Source organism: Chryseobacterium sp. VAUSW3, from assembly GCF_002205795.1.
In the GTDB taxonomy this organism is placed as follows: domain Bacteria; phylum Bacteroidota; class Bacteroidia; order Flavobacteriales; family Weeksellaceae; genus Kaistella; species Kaistella yananensis.
In genome coordinates this window covers 1-19900 of sequence record NZ_NIUY01000005.1, presented here as the reverse complement: position 1 = coordinate 19900, position 19900 = coordinate 1, and the positions used below count along the sequence as shown (strand labels likewise).

At 40.4% G+C, this 19900-nt stretch carries 20 protein-coding genes; 4 read left to right on the top strand and 16 right to left on the bottom strand.

All coding sequences use genetic code 11. The annotated features are described in order from the left end of the window. Positions 1–157 precede the first annotated feature (157 nt). From CDW55_RS12165 to CDW55_RS12090, 16 genes are all read right to left on the bottom strand, one after another. The gene (locus CDW55_RS12165; RefSeq protein WP_059344219.1) at positions 158–409 is read right to left on the bottom strand and encodes a heavy-metal-associated domain-containing protein; all 252 of its coding nucleotides are present in this window, start codon (positions 407–409) and stop codon (positions 158–160) included. 333 nt (positions 410–742) lie between these two features. Continuing rightward, the gene (locus CDW55_RS12160; RefSeq protein WP_228399655.1) at positions 743–1312 is read right to left on the bottom strand and encodes a helix-turn-helix domain-containing protein; all 570 of its coding nucleotides are present in this window, start codon (positions 1310–1312) and stop codon (positions 743–745) included. Positions 1313–1430: 118 nt separating this feature from the next. Then, positions 1431–1892, bottom strand: coding sequence for a heme-binding domain-containing protein (locus tag CDW55_RS12155; RefSeq protein WP_088470050.1), 462 nt, complete (start codon positions 1890–1892; stop codon positions 1431–1433). A gap of 1 nt (position 1893) precedes the next feature. Next, positions 1894–3099 carry an efflux RND transporter periplasmic adaptor subunit gene (locus CDW55_RS12150; protein WP_088470049.1) on the bottom strand — a complete coding sequence of 402 codons (1206 nt, stop codon included), beginning with the start codon at positions 3097–3099 and terminating at the stop codon, positions 1894–1896. An 11-nt stretch (positions 3100–3110) separates the two neighbouring features. Next, positions 3111–4361 carry an efflux RND transporter periplasmic adaptor subunit gene (locus CDW55_RS12145; protein ID WP_228399654.1) on the bottom strand — a complete coding sequence of 417 codons (1251 nt, stop codon included), beginning with the start codon at positions 4359–4361 and terminating at the stop codon, positions 3111–3113. Continuing rightward, on the bottom strand, positions 4358–5605 hold the full coding sequence (locus CDW55_RS12140) for a TolC family protein (RefSeq protein ID WP_088470048.1): 1248 nt from the start codon (positions 5603–5605) through the stop codon (positions 4358–4360). The genes CDW55_RS12145 and CDW55_RS12140 overlap by 4 nt, the downstream gene beginning before the upstream one ends. 18 nt (positions 5606–5623) lie before the next feature. After that, the gene (locus tag CDW55_RS12615) at positions 5624–7582 is read right to left on the bottom strand and encodes an efflux RND transporter permease subunit (protein ID WP_088470047.1); all 1959 of its coding nucleotides are present in this window, start codon (positions 7580–7582) and stop codon (positions 5624–5626) included. A 2-nt stretch (positions 7583–7584) separates the two neighbouring features. After that, positions 7585–8868 carry an efflux RND transporter permease subunit gene (locus tag CDW55_RS12610; RefSeq protein ID WP_088470046.1) on the bottom strand — a complete coding sequence of 428 codons (1284 nt, stop codon included), beginning with the start codon at positions 8866–8868 and terminating at the stop codon, positions 7585–7587. Positions 8869–8882: 14 nt separating this feature from the next. After that, positions 8883–9506, bottom strand: coding sequence for a DUF3347 domain-containing protein (locus CDW55_RS12125; protein WP_088470045.1), 624 nt, complete (start codon positions 9504–9506; stop codon positions 8883–8885). A gap of 25 nt (positions 9507–9531) precedes the next feature. Next, complete coding sequence (locus tag CDW55_RS12120; protein WP_088470044.1) at positions 9532–9915, bottom strand: hypothetical protein; 384 nt, start codon at positions 9913–9915, stop codon at positions 9532–9534. 360 nt (positions 9916–10275) lie between these two features. Continuing rightward, on the bottom strand, positions 10276–10443 hold the full coding sequence (locus CDW55_RS12520) for a hypothetical protein (RefSeq protein WP_179285953.1): 168 nt from the start codon (positions 10441–10443) through the stop codon (positions 10276–10278). A 266-nt stretch (positions 10444–10709) separates the two neighbouring features. Further along, positions 10710–10940 carry a M48 family metallopeptidase gene (locus tag CDW55_RS12110; protein WP_088470042.1) on the bottom strand — a complete coding sequence of 77 codons (231 nt, stop codon included), beginning with the start codon at positions 10938–10940 and terminating at the stop codon, positions 10710–10712. Between the two features lie 292 nt (positions 10941–11232). Next, positions 11233–13446: a VapE domain-containing protein gene (locus CDW55_RS12105; RefSeq protein WP_088470041.1), complete on the bottom strand. Its 2214-nt coding sequence runs from the start codon at positions 13444–13446 to the stop codon at positions 11233–11235. Positions 13447–13760: 314 nt separating this feature from the next. After that, entirely contained in the window at positions 13761–14042 is a 282-nt protein-coding gene (locus CDW55_RS12100; protein WP_088470040.1) for a helix-turn-helix domain-containing protein, read from the bottom strand. Positions 14043–14131: 89 nt separating this feature from the next. Next, entirely contained in the window at positions 14132–15040 is a 909-nt protein-coding gene (locus CDW55_RS12560) for a hypothetical protein (RefSeq protein ID WP_088470039.1), read from the bottom strand. Between the two features lie 205 nt (positions 15041–15245). Continuing rightward, a complete protein-coding gene (locus CDW55_RS12090) occupies positions 15246–16463 on the bottom strand; it encodes a site-specific integrase (protein ID WP_088470038.1) in 1218 nt (405 codons plus the stop codon). An 820-nt stretch (positions 16464–17283) separates the two neighbouring features. Here CDW55_RS12090 and CDW55_RS12085 point away from each other — a divergent pair. From CDW55_RS12085 to CDW55_RS12070, 4 genes are all read left to right on the top strand, one after another. After that, the gene (locus CDW55_RS12085; RefSeq protein WP_088470037.1) at positions 17284–17868 is read left to right on the top strand and encodes a hypothetical protein; all 585 of its coding nucleotides are present in this window, start codon (positions 17284–17286) and stop codon (positions 17866–17868) included. Positions 17869–18028: 160 nt separating this feature from the next. Continuing rightward, positions 18029–18433 (top strand): hypothetical protein, encoded by a 405-nt coding sequence (locus CDW55_RS12080; protein WP_143756235.1) that lies wholly within the window; start codon positions 18029–18031, stop codon positions 18431–18433. 369 nt (positions 18434–18802) lie between these two features. Further along, positions 18803–19183 carry a YcxB family protein gene (locus tag CDW55_RS12075; protein ID WP_179285950.1) on the top strand — a complete coding sequence of 127 codons (381 nt, stop codon included), beginning with the start codon at positions 18803–18805 and terminating at the stop codon, positions 19181–19183. A 168-nt stretch (positions 19184–19351) separates the two neighbouring features. Continuing rightward, positions 19352–19729 (top strand): hypothetical protein, encoded by a 378-nt coding sequence (locus CDW55_RS12070; RefSeq protein WP_088470034.1) that lies wholly within the window; start codon positions 19352–19354, stop codon positions 19727–19729. Positions 19730–19900 lie beyond the last annotated feature (171 nt).

Below are 19900 nucleotides of genomic sequence, written 5' to 3'. Positions count from 1 at the left end.
CAATCATAAGTGCGTTTGATCAGGCAAGCTATTGCTGGCTACTTTGATTTTTTTTAAAAAATTTATTTGCTTCTTTCACTTAGTTTTCAGCGGAGCATTTCTACCGTTATCGTTCACATCGTACTAACATTATACTTGCCCGCGCAGTTCATACTTTTCAACAGCAACAGGAGCCACCAGACTTTTTTAAATTCTCATCTACGGAAGCGCCGGCAATACTATAACCTACTTTCGCCAAGGCTTGCGTTAACTGCGCTGTATTAATCGATTTCTCTGCTTCAATAACTGCGCGTGGTGGATGCAGACTCGCTTTTACATTCTGTACGCCATCAATTTCTTTCAACGCTTTTTCGACATTTTTAACGCAGCCTTCGCAGGACATTCCTGTTATTTCAATTTGTTGTTTCATTTTGTTTGATTTTATTCTTTTATATATTGTTACTTTCCGACTATCCGTTTTACAATACGTTCTGTGAGCCTTACTTGGCCAAACTCGTGTTGCAATAAAATAGTTTTTTGAAAGCGAGCTGGTTGTAATTACTACTGTAAAAGTACAAGTTTCTTAAACGGATGTTCTGCATAATTTTCGTTAGTTTCTGTATAATTTCGCTTTGAAAAAAAGGCCAAGTAACATCAAAACTATACCTGAAGTTTATCGAGAGTTGCGCAAACGTCCCTGTGATTGCCGTTTCTATTTCGCAACTATTTCCTATTTATAATTTCATACGCCTAAGTTCTAAGGTTAACTAATTTCATCATAGGGTCTCCGATTGGCTAGTTCAGCATTTTTATACTCAGTCATGCTCTCTCCGGTAACTTCTTTAAACTGTCTCGAAAGATGGTTTACGCTGCTGTAATCCAGGAGATGCCCTATCTCTGAAAAGGTGTACTGCCTGAGCTGAATAAGTTGTTTTACTTTCTCTATTTTTAAATTAATAAAATACTTTTCCACTGTTGTATTTTCAAGGTGCGAGAACAGCTTGCTCAATGATTTATATTCATGGTTGAACTCTGCGCTTAAAGTTTGAGATAGGTTTACTGTGGAATCAAGAGGGAGCTCTTCTATTTTACGAAGTAAAAAATGTTTAATTTTTTCGACGAGGACTTCCTCTGAACTATGGATTATTTCAAATTTGTTGGTGTGGAGGACGCTTTCAATTTTCTCCATAATTTCATTATGATTACCGGCCGTCTCGTCGATTACCAATACTCCAAGTTCAATTGACGAAACGTTAACCTCCAGTTCTTCAAGCTCTTGCTTAAGCACTTTGAGGCAACGGCTGCAAACCATATTTTTAATATTTAATTTCATCACGTTGTTATTAATTTGTTGATTCTACAGCATGGTATTTTCCGATCCTTTTTTATTTTAAACGGCCATTTCTGATACTCTAAAGACCAAAGTCGAGCGTAATTTCTGATGTTCTGCGTTACTTACTATATTCGTTGTCACGAAAAAAATCTAACAGTTCTTTTTTTTTATCTGCTGATAATCTGGCGTTTCCGTGCATCATGCGGTAAGATTTTAAAGGCATTTCGTCTTTCTCAATCTGGCTGATGATGCTTTTTATTTTTGCTTTTTTACGTCTTTTTGAATAGTTATTGAACTCATCCAAATTGAGTTCTTCTTTGCCTTTTTTAATATGCCGGGCCATGAACCACGCGCCCGGCTGTAATACCGAATACCAGGGATAACGGGTATTATTTGAATGACAGTCATAGCAGGAAACTTTAAGGATTGCAGCCACGTTGGCGGGCACCTTTTCGGTTTTTTCAAAACTTTGACCTGCCGGCACGGTGGAGACATTACGCTCCACCGGTATGAACTGAATGGCTAAAACAACCGCCACTACTATCACCGACAGCCAACCTATGATATTCAATTTTCTCATATTACATGGTGCTCATATCGTGACCCGCCATGGGATCAACCCCTTTCTTGAAAATGTATTCACTGTTCAGTAGGTATGCTCCGGAGACCACTACTTCGTCTCCCGCCTTAATTCCTGATGTGATTTCTATTCTGTCTTCATATTCGAGACCCGTTTCCACCATTCTGTTGACGAAGGTGTTCTTCGCGGTTTTCACCCACACCGTGGAAGATTTGCCATCCCTGATTACCGCATCCACAGGCATTGAAAGACCATCACGGGATTTGTTTTCCACAAGAACATATACCGGCATACCGGGTTTCAGCATGTTTCCTTTGTTGGGCACGGAAATGCGAACCAGATTTATCCTGCTGGAGGCGCTTATTTCAGGGTTTGTAAAATCAATCTTACCATCAATCTTCAAATTATCCAGATCGGGAATATATACGGTGACCTTGCTGTCTTTCTGAAGGAGAGCCATTTGAGAGGAATAAACCTGCGCCTCCGCCCACAGCGATGAAAGGTCTGCCAGATTCACGATGGTGCCGCCTTCCGCAAGATAATCACCTTCAGCAATGCTCAGATCGGTGATGTAGCCGGCTGCATTGCTGAACACGGTAGTGGTTGGCGTGGCTTTTCCTGATCTTTCCAACTGTTTGATCTGGCTTTCGGACATTCCCCATAAATAAAGCTTGTTGCGGGAACTTTGGAGCAACTGATCAAAATCAATGGAAGTATTGCCGACAAACAGTTTGCGTCTTTCTAATGCCAGCAAATATTCCTGCTTTGCATTATTGAGTTCTTCACTGTAAATATCGACCAACGGCGCCCCCTTCGGAACAAAATCGCCAATGTTTTTATAATACAACCGTTCAACTCTGCCCATTACTCTGGAACTTACTGCCTGCATTTGGTACTGATTAAAATTGAGTGTTCCAGTCAGGGTAAGTTTGTCGGCCATAGACCCATCAGATAGCGCGACTGTTTTGATATTCCCAAGTTTAACCTGCTCGTCATTCAAAACAATTTCGTTAGGATCCGCATTCTTTTTCTTCTCCACAGGCACCAAATCCATGTGACAAATGGGGCATTTTCCGGGTTTATCGGAGACTACCTGCGGGTGCATGGAACAGGTGTAGTAGATATCGTGGCCGGCATGCGGATCTTCCTCCTTTTTACAGGAGTAAAGAAAAACCAGCAAGGCCAGCATTAAAATATTAAATTTCATCTTATCAATTTTTATCTGTTAATTTTTATGAAACTTTCGCTGTCCATCAGGTACTGTGCATTTTCGGCAACTCCATCTTCAGGAAGCAAACCACTGACGATCTGAATTTTATCGCCTACCACCGCGCCGGTAACAACTTTATGGGCAATAAAACCGCCTTCTACTTTTTTGAACGCGATTTTATCAATCCCTAAAGAAACCACCGCTGATTTCGGCAGCCAGTCTGCCATTCTGTTGTGGCTCATAATCTCCGCTTTAACCTGACTTCCGACAGGAATTTTTGCGGTGGAATTATCAAAATAGACGCGCGCCGTTACGGTTTTGCTGCCCTGCCTGAAAAAGGGTTCAATAAAACCGATGGTTCCTTTGAAGCGATTTTCAGGATTGGCTTCCGGGATGATCATGACTGACTGTCCTTTGCTGACCAGTGCAATGTCTTCAGAGAAAATATTGATCAGGGCCCAGGTTCTGTTGGGATTGTAGACACTGAAAATATTCTGTCCTTTCTGGAGATACATTCCCTCTTTTAGGGGTAGTTCAGCGGTGGCTGCCGTATTTGAAGCCATTGCGGGTGCAGATTGTGGTGATGACCCCATGCTTCCGGCCGATCCTGCCTGCTGAATGTGTCCGCTGTAATTGCTGAAAACCGGAACTGTTAGATCAGGTTTCCCTCGCTGGATGACTTTCTGTATCTGTGAAGCCGGCATTCCCAAAAGAAGGAGTTTCTGGCGTGAAGCATCGATCATTGTTTTGTTTGAGCGGTCATTTTTAATAACGAAGAGCAGGTTTTGCTGTGCGGTTAAAAGTTCCGGGCTGTATATATCTAAAATACGCTGCCCTTTCGACACTTTCTGGTATTTATACCGCACATAGAGTTTCTCGATACGGCCCGCAACGCGTGAGGAAATACTGCCAATCTGTCGAGTATCGTATTCTACCGTCCCTAAAGCATCAACCGTGGTGGGTATGTTTTCTCTTTTTACTTTTATTACGGGCTGTTCCGACACTACAAATTCATTGGTTGGTTTCAGCAGATCGTCGAGTTTAATCCCCTCTTCCTTTTTTTCAGGGGCATCTTTCAGGACCAAATCCATCCCACATTTGGGACACTGACCGGGTTTGTCTGAGATCACTTCCGGGTGCATCGGACAGGTATAAGTATGCATTGCAGCTTCTGCCGAGTGCTTATCTTCCCAGAACTTAACTTTGTCACACGCCGTCAAACCAAATAAAAGCATAGTGAATATTATAATTTTTCTCATCTTCTTTCTATTAAGCGGTCAATTTCAGTTTGCGTCTGCAGTGCTTTGGTAAGGATCTCGAAATATTCCAGTTGGGCCATATTCAGCTGTTCCCATGCGTCATATAACATGAAGAGTTCTTCCGTATTCTGCTCATAGCCCAACTGCATGGATTTGTAGTTGTTTTTTAAGGCCGGAATAATGGTGTCTTCATAGAGTTTCAGCTGATTTTTATTCAGGTCCAGTTCATTGCGCATTCCGTAGGCCATTCCGCTGTATTCGTTCACCATCATTTCTTTCTGTGCCTGCAAGGCTTCTTCTTTCAGTTTCAGGCTTTCAATATTGGCTTTATTCATGCCTGAAGCCCAGGATACGAAAGGCAGTTTTGCCATCAGCATCAGAGAAAACTGCATGGGCTGGCCACCAAAACCAAACATGTTTTCGAACTTTACGCCAAATTCCGGCTTTAGATTCTGCTTTTCCAGATCCTGTTTGAGTTTGGCAATATTGATTTCCCGGTCGATGCCGCGGAGATCACTTCTGTTCTGATAAAATAGATCCTGACCAAAAGTCTCGAGAGAATAATCATTCAGGTTGTATTCCGGTTCAATCTCCAGTGGCGCGAGCGGGTCTCTTCCCATGAGGGCATTCAACCGGATCCGGTTGACGCGGAGGTCATTCTCGTACATGAGCTGCATGTTTTTGGAGCTTCCGAGGGCAGCTTTTGCTTTGTAATAGGCCGATATTTTACCGAGTCCGTTTTTGTACCGGATTTCGGCGTTTCTGATCATGAAATCCAGCATCTTTTCGTTTTCCTTTACGACCTTCAGCTTTTTATCCAAGACGATTGAACTGTAATACAGTTTTTTCGCATCCTGAAAGTTTTCATTGAGGGCGGCAAAAAGTTTTTCCTTTTCTACGGAAGACATCGCCTTCATCAGCTTTTCGTTGGCATCAAGTTTTTGTTTATTGGGAAACATCTGCTCCACAGATACAGCTACTGAGCCCATACCGAGCATATCGCCGTCGCGCTGCCAGAGTTTTGGATTATAGGGCGTCATGAAGAAACCGGCTCCAACGGTTGGGGGCATCCAGCTTCTTGCGCCTTTGGCCGCAGCGTCCATTGACCGGACTTCCGCATTATACATTTTAACCACCGGATGGTTGGCTGCGATACTGTCCATTACAGCGGGCAACGGCATCCGCTGAGCATCAATATTGGTGTAAAGCAAGGCCAGTGCTCCTGTTATTATTAATTTTTTCATTTTGTAATCATTTAAGTATTAATGGGAAGCGTCGAGCACGTCAATTTTACCCAACTTGTTCAGTTCCCATTCCTTCTGCATATAAAAGATAATAGGCGTTACCAAAAGAATGTGAATGGCCGAAGTGAAAACGCCACCGACCATCGGTAATACAATGGGTTTCATCATATCACTTCCCACACCGTGGCTCCACAGGATGGGGACTAGGCCGAAGAGGGTCACACAAACCGTCATAATCTTCGGTCTTAATCTTTTTGCTGCTCCATTGATGACGTACTCCCGAAGTTCTTCATTGGTAATGGTCTCCCGTGAGTTGCCATTCTTCGTGGTAAGCTGAATCATGGCATCGTTCAGGTAGATAACCATCACGATTCCGGTTTCTACCGCAAGTCCGAACAACGCAATAAAACCAACTGCTACGGCTACGGAAAGGTTCACCCCCCAAATCGAAATCATAAAGACACCCCCGATTAGGGCAAAAGGAATACTGATGAGATTAAAGAAAGCTTCGCGGTAAGAATTGAACGCAAAATACATCGAAAGGAAAATCACTATTAATACGAGGGGCATAATCATTTTTAAAGTCTGCTCGCCCCGAATCAGGTTTTCGTACTGACCGCTCCATTCCACGAAATAACCTTTTGGCATTTTGTTCACCATGTTATTGAGTTTTGCCTGGGCTTCTTTTACGGTACTGCCTAAATCCCGGTCGCGTACGTTGAATAGAACAGTTCCACGCAACATTGCATTTTCAGAATTGATCATTGGTGGTCCTTCTGTAAGACGGATGTCGGCTACTGCACTTAGCGGAATGGAACCAAATTCCATCGTCTGCATGGGCAATCTTCTCAGAGATTCCAAATTATTTCTGAAATCCTGGCCGTATCTGGCATTTACCGAAAAGCGCTGTCGGCCTTCCACTGTGGTGGTGAGTTTCATTCCGCCGAGCGCACTTTCCACGACGGCATTTACATCATCCACACTTAGGCCGTATCTTCCTATTTCTTCGCGTTTCACTTCAATATCCACATATTTTCCGCCGGTAATGGGTTCTACGTACATGTCTTTTATTCCTTCAATACCGGTGAGTTCCTTTTTTATTTTTTCGGAAAGGACCGCGATACTGTCCAGGTTCTGTCCGTACACTTTTACGCCCACATCCGTTCTAATCCCTGTTGAAAGCATATTGATCCGGTTGGAAATCGGCATGGTCCAGCCATTGGTTACGCCGGGAATCTGCAGTTTGGCATTCAATTCATTAATAAGATCGTCTTTTGTAAGGCCGTCGCGCCATTCGTCCTGAGGTTTCAACAGAATGATGGTTTCAATCATTGAAATGGGTGAATTATCTGTCGCCGTGTTTGCTCTTCCGGCTTTTCCGAGGACATGATCCACTTCCGGAACTCCTTTAATGATTTTATCCTGCACCTGAAGTAATCTTTTGGCTTCAGAGTTCGAAATATCAGGCAAAGTGACCGGCATAAAGAGTAGTGAGCCTTCATCTAAGGGCGGCATAAACTCACGGCCGAGGTTCATAATTAAAGGGATGCTGATAAGAAGGGCAAGAATATTAATGCCAAGCGTTGTTTTTTTCCATTCCATGCACCAGCGAATGATGGGTTCGTAAACCCGTTCCAAGCCCCGATTTATTGGGTTTTTCTTATCGTCTTTAAACTTTCCCTTCATAAAAAAGGAGATAAGTACCGGCGCAAGGGTAAGTACCAAGATCGCATCAACGATCAGGATAAAAGTTTTGGTGTACGCCAACGGGTGAAAAAGTTTACCTTCCTGACCTGTCAACATAAATACGGGGAGAAAGGAAACCACGATAATCACCGTAGAGAAAAAGACCCCTCTGGATACCTGTAAGGATGATTTTTCGATAATCTTCATCCGAATATCTTCGGGAATTTTAACGTAACTGTCTTTCTCCTTATCTTTCTTTCTGAATATATTTTTAAACCAGTTGGTTTTCATTGTTATGGGTTTTTATTTTGTTGATGGTTCTGCCAATCGGAGAGATTTTTATACGCATTTTCAGACATGATAATTCCGTTATCTACAATCACCCCGATTGCCAGTGCAATTCCGGTAAGCGACATAATATTTGATGAAAGTCCGAACGCATTGAGCAGAATAAAGCTGATGGCAATGGTGACCGGAATCTGAATAATGATACTGAATGCACTTCGCCAGTGGAACAGGAACAGAATCACAATGATAGCGACCACGATGATCTCTTCGATCAGCTTGGTTTTGATATTGTCTATTGCCCCTTCAATCAGCGTACTGCGGTCGTAAGATGTTTTGAAGGTAACGCCTTCGGGGAGACCTTTTTCCACGTCCTTCATTTTCTCTTTCACATCGTTGATGACCTTATCCGCATTTTCGCCATACCGCGCCACCACGATACCGCCTACCACTTCTCCTTCCCCATCCGCGTCGAAAATACCCAGGCGGAGATCACCACCCATCTGTACAGAGCCAATATCTTTCACACGCACAGGAATACCGTTGTAATTTCCCAAAGCAATTTCCTCGATATCGGCTACGTTCTTTATGTACCCCAGTCCGCGAATGATGTATGCCATATCAGCCATCTCAAATTTACGTCCGCCCACATCATTATTGTTGGCTTTGACTTTGTTCATGACATCCATCAGAGAGACGTTATAGTACTGCAGTTTTACAGGATCTACAATGAGTTGGTACTGTTTTTCGAAGCCGCCAAAGGAGGCTACTTCCGCCACGCCGGGAACCGTCTGAAGCGCAAACTTTACATACCAGTCCTGAAGGGCACGCTGGTCTCCCAAATCCATTTTGGGTGCATCGAAATGATACCAGAAGACGTGACCTACACCGGTGCCATCGGGTCCGAGCGTAGGGGTAACATCCTGCGGGAGTAATCGCTGCGCATAATTGAGGCGTTCCATTACCCGGGTTCTGGCCCAATAAATATCCACATTATCATCGAAAATAACATACACGAAACTCATCCCAAACATAGAGGAAGCCCGGATATTTTTGATTTTCGGAATGCCCTGAAGGTTGCTGACCAGTGGAAAAGTCACCTGATCTTCAATAATCTGGGGACTTCTGCCCATCCACTCCGTAAAAACAATGACCTGGTTCTCACTCAGATCCGGAATTGCATCGATGGGATTGTCCCTTACCGCAAAAATACCCCAGATAAAAAGGCCGGTTGCAATGAGCAAAACGAAGTATCTGTTGCGGAGGGACAGTTTGATTAAATTTTGAATCATGGTTCAGTATGTTTTTACTTAATCTCTTCCTGAACCTCGCCACATGAAATCATTTCTTTGCCATAATAAGGATTCTTCACCTCACGTGCATCGCTAAGCCAAAAAGTCCCTTTGTTATCATTGAACATTGGACAGAAGATTTTGTACACCGGTTTTGGAGTTCCGAAATCCTTCAACAGGTCGTAAAAATCTGCACTCATTATATCCAGATGTTCGCGCTGATGATCAATATTTCCGGCATTATCTGCAATGTGCTCGGCGTGTTCACTGATGCTTGCTTCGAGTTCAGCAAATTCTTTTTTCTGTTCAGCAGAAAAACCGTTTTTGTCTATTTTGGGAAAAGAAGCGAGGATCCCTTTGGCCGCACTCACCGCTTCTTTATCATCATCACCCGACAACGCAAATGTAAGATGGGTGTAATGGGAATAGAGTTCTGTAAGATTTGCGGAAGATTTTTTTGCGTCGATCACGGTTACCTTTCCATCCATAGGCATATCGCCCATCGCTGAACTGTCAGACATCATGTTCATATCATGCTGCATGGATGTTTCAGTGGTTTTTTTCTGTTCTTTATTCTCTTTGCAGGAAGTGAGTGCAAGTGTGCCGATTGCCAAAAGGCTGAATACTAGTGTTTTCATTATTTTATAAGTTTAAAGATTATTTTTATTTATTAAAAAAGGCTTCGTAGTTCGCCTTGTTTTCAAAGTACACGACATTGTCATTTTTATCGGAAATCGCAATAATTGCGGTTGCTTTATCGATGAGTTGATGAGATATCGGATCGTACGCCATGCGCGCATTTTCTTCCTGCGGGATTCTGAGTTTGCAGTTTTCGCAGCAACCGTAGTAGGTTTTGCCGTCATGCTTTACTTCGAGCTGCTTTTTGCCCATGTAGGCGTTGTTTACCATACAGACCTGGTCGTGGGGAACAATGTCGCCGGTCTTGAACTGTGCATTGGTAATTTGGGTAGTTTCTGCTTTTGAATTGGTGCAGGAAACGAGGAACACTGCTACAAAAGCCAGTATTCCTAAAAGAATATTCTTCATTAAATTTTAGATTATAGGTTAATTTTGAGTCTCAGTGTTTAGAAACTGATTACGGGTATCCTGATCTTCAAATTGTCCTTGCTCCAAAAGGAAAATCTTTTATGAAAGATTTACTTTTAAAGGAAAAGTTGATGTTCAAAGGAATATACAGCGCTGATAAGTCATCAGGGATAAAGCGTCAACAACACTTCACGACAAGACACAATTCGGGCTGTAAAAGAAGGTATTAACCTATTTTTGGCGGTTGCCAAATGGTATGGAATCCACCTGAGTAATGGGGATTCTGATAAAAGAAATTAGAATTTTTGTCATCGTAACCGGACGCTTCGTTTTTAGAATCCTCTAAAAATTTGCTATCCGCTAAAACAGTGTATTGAGCAGTGCTGCAAAGGTTACCGCTGCAATTTCCTGAGCATCCATCGGTTTGGCAATTGTGTGATTTTGGGTGACAGCATTCGTCTTTGCAATTGCCACTGTCGCAAGATGGCTGGATAGTCGCGAATGACTGTTTGATGAAAGTTTCAGCATGCGCCTCTGATTTAAAAACCTGCTTATCCTTTTTGCTGCAAGCTAAGGAAATCCCCGGCGCCAGAAATAACGCGAGTGTAAAGGAAAGGAATAGTATTTTTAAATTAACGTGCATTATAAAGTAAAACAGTACAAATGTAGGAAATTATTTTTGAAGTTCTATTTTCTTCGTGTTTATTACCATAGTATGTCATTCCACAAATCCCAGAGATTAACCGTTTAGAAATTGGTAAGGGTGTATCATTAGAAAAGGTCTTTTTGCGAGTTTAAGCCAGTGTTTTTTCCAGTTTTTCTTTCCATTTTTGCCAGTCGGGGAATATTTTTGCCTGGAGGTCGTAAAAATCTTTGGTGTGGTTGCGAATGACCAAATGGCAAAGCTCATGGACCATTACATATTCTATACAGACTTTTGGTGCTTTTACCAATTCGGTGTTAAGTGTGATTTTTCCATTGCGTGTACAACTGCCCCATCTTTTTTCCATCCATTTTATTACCATGTCTGGTAGGAGTAAGGACGTAAGCAAACTTTAGCAAAAGAAAAATTTTATTTTTTAAATGAAAAATTTACCTATTAATTTTATAAAGTAGAATGCAGAATAAAGAAACGGCTATTTTAGTTTGCGTCGGAAGTGGTCGAAGTAATATGTTTTTTTTCAAGAAAAAATAAAAAAAAGTTTTTTGCCCAAAAGTGGTTACTGCCCTTACTGCCACAAAATAAGGAAAAGCGATGCTTTTGACACCGCTTTTTTGAAAGGTAAATTTTATGGCTGATTTCAAAGAAAATGATTACTAATTTGGAAACCTGTACGGTAACTTTCCGACCTCGGAATTATCGGTTTCATTATGTTCTTTCTTGCGTGCTCTTCTGTCTACTTCATCAACATCGAGAACATTTACAACATAGACGTAGCTTTTATTTCGTACTATTCTCGTAAACCCGTGTTTTTTTAATGCTTTGCCCAATTTATTTACAGTACCATCGGTAACATTAATATTCGCTACAGTAGCCAGCCGAACTGCAATTTGAGAAGCGTTAAGAAAGGCATTTGCAGTTTCCCTTGTAGCCGGTTCAAACCAAGTAAGTAACAGTTCTTCTTCGGGACTCATTAACTGGTACTGCTCGTTGTTCGCGTTAATGTCTTTGATTTCTTCCTGGTTGAACCAATGGCGGAAGCCTTCTTTAAAAAGTTTTAACGCCTGGGCGTAGCACAGGTTAATATCTACTTCGTGTTGGTATTCTATGTTTTCCAGTTCGAAGCAAAGAAAACGACGGGAGCCGGTGGTGTCGTTCAGGAACTGTGCAGTGTTCACGCTGCCGGCGAAACTGGCACGGCGTGGCATATTTTCATTGTTGTGGCCGTAAGCTTTTCGCATTCTTATATGGGTTTTGGTGATGAGTTCTTTCAGGGAGCCGATTTCTGTCCGGTTCAGGTTTTCGAGTTCGTCCAGGTTGATCAGCATGCATTCTGCTAAGTGGATTAAAGTGTCTTTGTTGTTTGGGTTGACGGTTCCGGAGAAGATGTACTGTTTGAGTTCCCGGGGCATCAGTTTTTCTATCCAGGTGGTTTTTCCGAGACCCTGTTTACCGGAAAATACAATTACGGTCTGGTTGATTTGCTTTTCGTCTAGAACACAGGCGACCATTGCGACAAACCACTTTTTGAAACATTCTTTCCAGAGATCAGGTTTTGTAGTGGTAATCGTTAAGGCCAATTCTTCGATGTAGTCTTTATCGCCCGTATATTCCGGCAAATTTTCGAAGTAGTCTTTGAATGGATCGTACATTTCGCAGAAGTCGGAATGCAACAGGTTACGGAGGGAGTTGATGCTGCAGCGGACTTTTGCTTTCTGGATTTCGCGAAGGATTGAGTTTTCTTTGAAGTCGGTGATGTATTTCCAGATTTTACCGTTTACCCGTTTGTATTCCAGTTTTCCCAGAACTTCGTTGTAGCGGAATTTATATCGGTTGTTGAGGAAGTTTTCGAGCTTGTCGATTTGGGCGGGTTCTTCTTCTTCATCTAAGGTCATTGTTCCATCGTGGCTTGTTGTCACGGATGATTCACCTGAATTATTCTTTACGCTCGCAGATTGTGCGGATTTGGCGGAATTTTTATTTGGTTGAAATTGGTCTGTACCATGGTCGGAAGTATTGGAATACGCACTTTTTACTGATGTCATTACTTCCTGCGTGTTGTAATCATAATCAGCCAGGATATAGCCCAAGGCTAAGGATTCGGGAACTCCTTTTCTGTTCAGGTTGTTGGCGAGGGTGAAAACAAAATAATTGCGGCTGCCTTCTACAAATTGGTATTTCTTTTCGGTGAACTGGATGCAGTGGGCGTACAAAGCATCGTAATTGATGGGTGCTGGGTGCTGGGTGCTGGGTGTCTTTGTGCGTTGCTCGGAATGACAGTTTGCATTGGAGGTGGCTTCGCGAGCCTCAGCCACCAGTTCTGGTTCGGCGGTCGAAAACACTTTGGCGTTTTCGTTTAGGTAGAGATCCGGATCGTAGGAAAAGAAGCAAAGCCGGGTAATGTCTTTGCCGGATTTGTCGATTTCGAGCTGGAGAAGGTTTTCGAAATATTCCTGCAGTTTCACAAATATTTCTTTATGTTGGTTTTTCTCGGTGCTGACTTTAACAAATATTTTAAGACCGTTTCCTGATGGACTTGTGAAGGCTGCAAATACAAATTCGTTATTGTGAAGTTGTTCTTTGGATGTAGTGAGTTTTTCTTTGGTGATCTTGTCGATGTCCAGAACTACTAAAGCATTATAAGCAGTGAGAAATTCCATTTTTCTGCCGCCGTTGAATGTTGCACTGGGTGTAAATGCCGGAAGGGATTTTTTGGCGCGTTCTGCGGCTTCTTTTTTGTCCTCGGCAAGGGATTTTCGGAGGTAAGTGATGGCGTTGCGGTAGGTTCCGGTTTTAATATCGTCGAGGATTTTCAGGATGTCTTTTTGTTCGATGACTTCATTGAAGTTTTTGAATATGGTAGATTTCATTTGGGGAGATTTTAGATTGTGGATTTTAGATTTTAGATTGAGATTCTTCGCTTCGCTCAGAATGACAGATTCAAGGTTTAAATCTTCTGTTTACTCTTTTGTCTTGAAACAAAAGAATCAAAAGTTCAAGACTGGATTTATTTGCTAAAATTTTCGAAGGGTTTCCTAAAATTCCCAGAACTCGCGCGATTGTGGCTGGTTTCTTCGGTTGAAGATTTTAGCGCGCTCAAACAATGGAAATTTTTTAACGGAAACCCTTCAAAATTTTTTAACGCAAATAACTCCTAGGTCATTTTTTCAGTGCCGGATTATTGCTATTTTTTAGCGAAGGCGGAATTGCGGTAGTCCTGGATGAATTTTTCTACGTCGGAGAGTTTGTAGTAGATTTTGTTGCCGACCTGGGAAAAGGTGATCTTTCCTTCGTCGCGCCAGGATTGTGCAGTGCGGAGAGATACATCAAGCATTTCCATGAACTGTTTGTTGTTCAGATAGGTTTCTGTTTTGGCAGATCTGGAGGAATTCAACTTTTGATTGATTTCTTCGATTTTTGAAAGGAGCTCGTTGAACTGGTCTTTGGTAAGGATGATTGCTTCCATAATTTTTATTGGGTTTAAGATTATGAAGCAAAATTGCAAGATAGAATGAAGTCCCCAGGTCCCCATTTGGTCCCCGGGGACCAAGTTTTTTATATGAGTGTATTCAAATCTATTCTTTTACCGTTGTTTGGGCGTTTTTCTTCTTTGGAAGGTTTCAGAATTGTTTTTACAGTTTGGGGACTTATTGGATTTCCGTCTTTATCGACGAAGTTATTCACGATTAAATCAGCAATCTGATTGGCATTTGCATCAAAATAAGGGTTGCCGTCTGCCGTTTTCTGAGTCATCAACTGAAAGAAAATATCAGTGAACTGATTGATGTTGAGCGAAATACGAATTTTAGGATTAAGGGTCCCCGGGGACTTTTCAAAAGTCCCCTCTCTTTCCAGGTCCTGTTTCAGTTTTTTCATGGCATAGATCTGCTGAATTTCTTTTTCACATTGCTCATCATAAGCCAGGGTATTGATGTTCACGGTTTCAATGCAGGATTGCTGGTATTCAAACTTTTCTTTGGTGAGCAGCATGATCCGTTCTGCATCACACCCAAGGTCTGCAAGGTCTTTTTTGAGTTCATGGAAAGAAAAATACCGGTCTTCGCTCTCGGCGTTAATGTATTTTTTGGCAGGTTTTACTCTGATTGTTTTTGATTGTTCGTCCAGAATTCTGTTTCTTTTCGTTTCAATGCTGATCATGAATTTTGTGTGACGGTTCTGGTTGCGAACGCCATTAAAAAGATCGTCGTTAAGGGAAAGCAGTTTTTCGAATTTGTTTAGCCATTGCACAGGATCTTTCACCAACTGGCAGTGGTGGCAGATAAACGCAGGAATCTGGGAGTGGGTGATGCTGAAAGACCGGTTGATGAGCTGCTGACAATATTCATCCAGAGTCTGTTTGGGTGTTTTTTCAATATCGAATTCGGGGTTAAAGTCATCCATGATTTTTACGGACGAAAATTGCACGAAGGGTGCGGTTTCTTTCAGCAGATACTTTTCCGACATAGCAGATTTGTGTTTTTAAAATAATAATACCGTAAAGGGAGGGGGAAGTTCTAATCAAAGCATCGGGAAACAAAACTGGCGCAACAAAAGGCAAAGCTTAGGTGCAGATTCTGTTCTTTTCATCATCAAGCTAATTTATGAAATTGGGTGCAAAAAAAAGCACCTTCTTTTGAAAAGAAAGTGCAAAAGTTTTCAACAATTATGTTTAATTGATGTATTTGTCCACTGCGTCGTCGAGTTCCTGAGAAATGATCTTTGCGTAGATCTGGGTGGTTCCTATACTGGTGTGGTCCAGAAGTTTAGATACATGCTCGATTCGCATTCCGTTGTTCAGTGCGTTGGTCGCAAAGGTGTGGCGCGCCAGGTGGAAGGAAAGTGAGAAAGGCAATTTCATCTGCTTGCCGATCGCCCTCAGATGAAAGCCGCACAATGAGCTGCAGCGTTTAAGTTCCTCGTATGCGTACAGTTCATTGGTGTGGTATGGTGAACCGTTATCCAGCATTGGAAATACAAAATGCGAAGGATTAATTTCGGCCGGTTTATACTTGTTTAAAATCTCCAAAGCCAACTGACCAAACTTGAAGCTGTGCATGCGTCCGGTCTTTCTGATTTTCTTGCTAATCCGTTGGTTTTCCAGGTCGATATGTTCCCAGGCAATTTCAATTACATCACTAAGGCGTAGTCCACCGGCATAGACACTGAAAAGAAACATGTCTTTAATAACCTGAGCTTTGCCGTCGGGATTGGCTTTAAGGTCTGTGAAATTCTGCAGCTGTGTTTTGCTGAGAAACATTCTTTTGCCCGGATCTTTTTTGATTTTGATCTTATCGAATGGGTACAGGTGTGAGTACACCAAATCCTCGCGAATGGCTTCCTTGAAAAAGATGGCAAGGATAAGCAGTGAATACTTTACCGTCGTGTTAGTGTTTCCAAGTTTGTTGCTGCAGTAGTTCATGTAATCCTTCAGAAAGGCTACGGTCATATCATCGAAATTCACGTCTCTGCTGCCGTTATATTCTTCAAACTTCCTCAGCTGTGCTTTGTATGCTTTAAGGGTTTGGATGGATACGGAGTTTTTCATTTTCTCCAGTCTGTCATCAGCAAAGGCAAAGAAATTCATTGATCGCTTTCCGTTGATGGCTTCTTTTAATCTTCTGGCTGAAACGGTTTTGGATTTTCGTTCCAGGTCTGCTACTTCGCCGGAAGCATCCGCCACTTTCTGAGCCAGAAGCGCATTCATCCGGGCCGAACCTTTAAAACTTTTTCTTACTACCTGGTCAATGGGATTCCACTGCGCAGGAAGGAATTTATAACCCGTAGAAATGAACTTTGTTTTACGGTCTTTGATCACGCGGATGTACAAAGGAGCAGCACCGGTTTTGTCTGCTTGCTGGGTTCTGAGGATTAATTTAACTGTAGCCATACTGTTGCGGATTTGGATTTGTTATACTACATTTGAAAAGGAATGCAAACCGATGAAAGGCGGGAAAATTGCAACGAAGTATCTGAGTGCAAGCCTATACAAAGATACAACATTTGGTACAACAAATTGGACTTTTCCTTACTTTTTTTTGCGTTTTGTTGCACTGATAAAAAACTAAAACCGTTTATTAATAGGCATTTGGGAGCATAAAATACAAATCGGGGGGATTGTGAGGATAACACGGTATTTCTGTTAGCGGGATTGAAGTTTACATCATAAAGATTTTCGCGAGTTGTTCTTTTTGTTATATTTACAAAAACTAATTATAATAATCCCCGCCAACAGAAATACCCAACCGTTGTGCGCAATATTACCGCCGCGACTTTCAAACAAAATTTATGAGATTTTTTTAACTCTGAACTGACTTTTTTGCTGGCTGAATTCTGAATCTGAATTTACCGTTGGAAAAATAACCGCACTGACTTTTCCAAAACTACTGGTCTGACTTTCTTGCTTTACGTTCAGCGTTCTGAATTAAACTTCGGAAAACTATTTCTGCTAAAACAAACGTGCAAAACTGCATGAATTCACTATCTTTTTAACTGTCTGACTGACTTTTAAAAGCGCTAAAACTCCCTTGAAATTAAAAAATACTGCGCACAACACGGTATTTCTATTAGCGGGGTTGAAGTTTACATCATAAAGATTTTCGCGAGTTGTTCTTTTTGTTATATTTACAAAAACTAATTATAATAAGCCCCGCCCACAGAAATACCCAACCGTTGGCAGCAATTCAAAAACCATGTTAAACTAAAAACATATGAAGAAAAATAACTATCTCATAGTCTTGATTACTTTACTTGTATTTTCTTGTAAAAAAGAATCTGAAAAAATATCAAGTAAACTTGAAAATAATGCTAGAATTTATTTATCAACCGAATTAACAAAAGAAAAGGATTTTGAAAAAATTGATTCTCTAAGAATATTGAAAGTTGACTCTTTGACAGAAAAACAACAAGCTAATTTTTATTATGGATATCTAGACGGAAGGTTTCAACGGCATTCTGATTTAGCAAAACTAAATTCAGATCAAGCAAAACTACAAATGGAATTGTCAGGTTTAGCAGGAAGTCGCGACAATACTGTGGCAAAGATGCATTTAGAGGATTCTAACAAAAGTCTAGATTCTGCAACATATTATGAAAACAAAATGAATAAAATCTTTCAAAATCGGAATAAATACGACAGTATAAAACCTAAGTTTTTGGGCGGCAACTTCTTACTACAAGTAACAAATAAAAACAAAACAGTAAAAAGAGATTCTATATATTTAACTTTTGATTTGAATGGAAACATTATTGACAATAATGAAATGCTTAAAATTTCTAATCAAACCTTTAAATAGAAACTGCTGCCAACATAGTATTTCTATTAGCGGGGTTGAAGTTTACATTATAAAGATTTTCGCTAGTTGTTCTTTTTGTTATATTTACAAAAACCGGTTATAATAATCCCCGCCAACAGAAATACCCAACCGTTAGCTGAAACCGTAAACCAATATTGCGTTGAATCAAATATCTAAAATAATTGGAGTTTATTTGGGAATAATTTTAATCAATTTCTTCTTGTTAATTGGTGTTTTAAAAACTACCGATTACTCTGGAGGAGAAATTGGAATGTTACCAATTGCATATATTTTAAGCGCTGGAATTTCGGCTGGAATTTCTCTAATTTTAATTCTGCTTTTAAAATTCACAAAACAGCTAAATTTTTTAAGAGCTATAATTTTATACTTTGTTGTTAATCTTATTGTAGACATTTATTATGGATTAGATCCTAGAAATGGAAAAGGATTTTATAAAAATGTAGACAATCTAATTATTTTAACAATGATATTGACGTTTATTATTGTTATAATATCGTATTATTTTATTAAAAATCAAAAATTAAAAAATAACGGCATCAGCTAACAGTAGTTTTGCAAAATGCGGGGTTAAAGTCTAAGTTGAACTATTTTAGATATTTATCCGCAAATTGGCTTTTCATCTTGATTTTTTTACTAATTTAACAATCTGAAAAAGCCATTTGCTACGTTTGTGAATCCTTGAACTTTTCGTTCTTCGAATTCCCGCACTTCGCAAAGCCTTTTTCGTTATGCTCAATAATACAAGACAATGACCATCGACTATAAAATTGACGAAAATGACTTCTTGACGCATCAACTTTTTGTTGCTTCGAAGTCCGATAGAATAAAAAAGAAAAGGCTAAGGAATAAGGTAATTCTACCTTTAATTTATGTTGCCTTTGGACTTCTATTTTTGTTTGAAGACAAGCATTCAATGTCAACCATATTTTTCATTATCGGAGTACTTTGGTTTTTCATTTACCCACTTTGGGAAAGACGACATTATACAAAGCATTACCAAGGATTCATTAAAGAGAACTATAAGGACAGACTTGGAAGAACTGCAACTTTGGAGTTTAGCAATGACTATATTTTGGCAAAAGACAACGGCAGTGAAAGCAAAGTTCTGACCACAGAAGTTGAAGAGATATTTGAAATTCCTACAACGATATTTGTTAGACTGAAGGGCGGACAATCCTTCATTTTACCCAAAGACAAAATATCCAACATTGACAATGTAACTACAAGGCTGAAAGAACTTGCAGACTATCTGAAAATCAAGTATGAACGGGACGATAATTGGAAATGGAAATAATTACTGGGCATAACACGGGTTTTGCGTCAGGCGGGCTGACGTTCAAACTTGGAGCTTTGTGCTTCTAATAAACCTTAGTAATAAATTGAAGTTTTGTGCTCTGAAACCCGCCCGAACGCAAAGCCCGAACCCGTTAGCTGTAATTGCAAAAACAAGATTCCGTATTAAATGAAAGAAAATAAGATTGTATTTACAATAATTTTTGCATTTATAATTTTTTTAATTGTAATGTATAACAACCAAAAATCCAAAGCACTAACCAAAAATAGAAAATACACAATCGTAAAAATTCTTGACGCCCAAGTACATGGGAAAAATAATACGAAATACACTTTTGAATTAAATGGAAATTTAATGAATAGTTACTCAAAACTATTGTGGAGAAATGAGCGTGATTCAGTAATTGGAAAAAATATTATACTTGAATATGATAGTACAAACTACAAAAATTCTAAAATATTGTTGGGTTATAAAATTCCTGACACAGTGAAAATTCCAATAAACGGCTGGAATGAAATTCCAGAATATTTGATTAAGGTTGATTAATTGCAACTACAGCTAACATATTCTATGACAAAAAGCAAACAAAAATTGATAAAATTATGCTGCAAATTTATGCAGGTTCACAAAGCTTGTTACTCGCGCAATAACGGCAAAAATTCTGTACACCATTTTGCATTTAATATCGTTTAGAACCAGCATGGTGTGTTTTCCCTC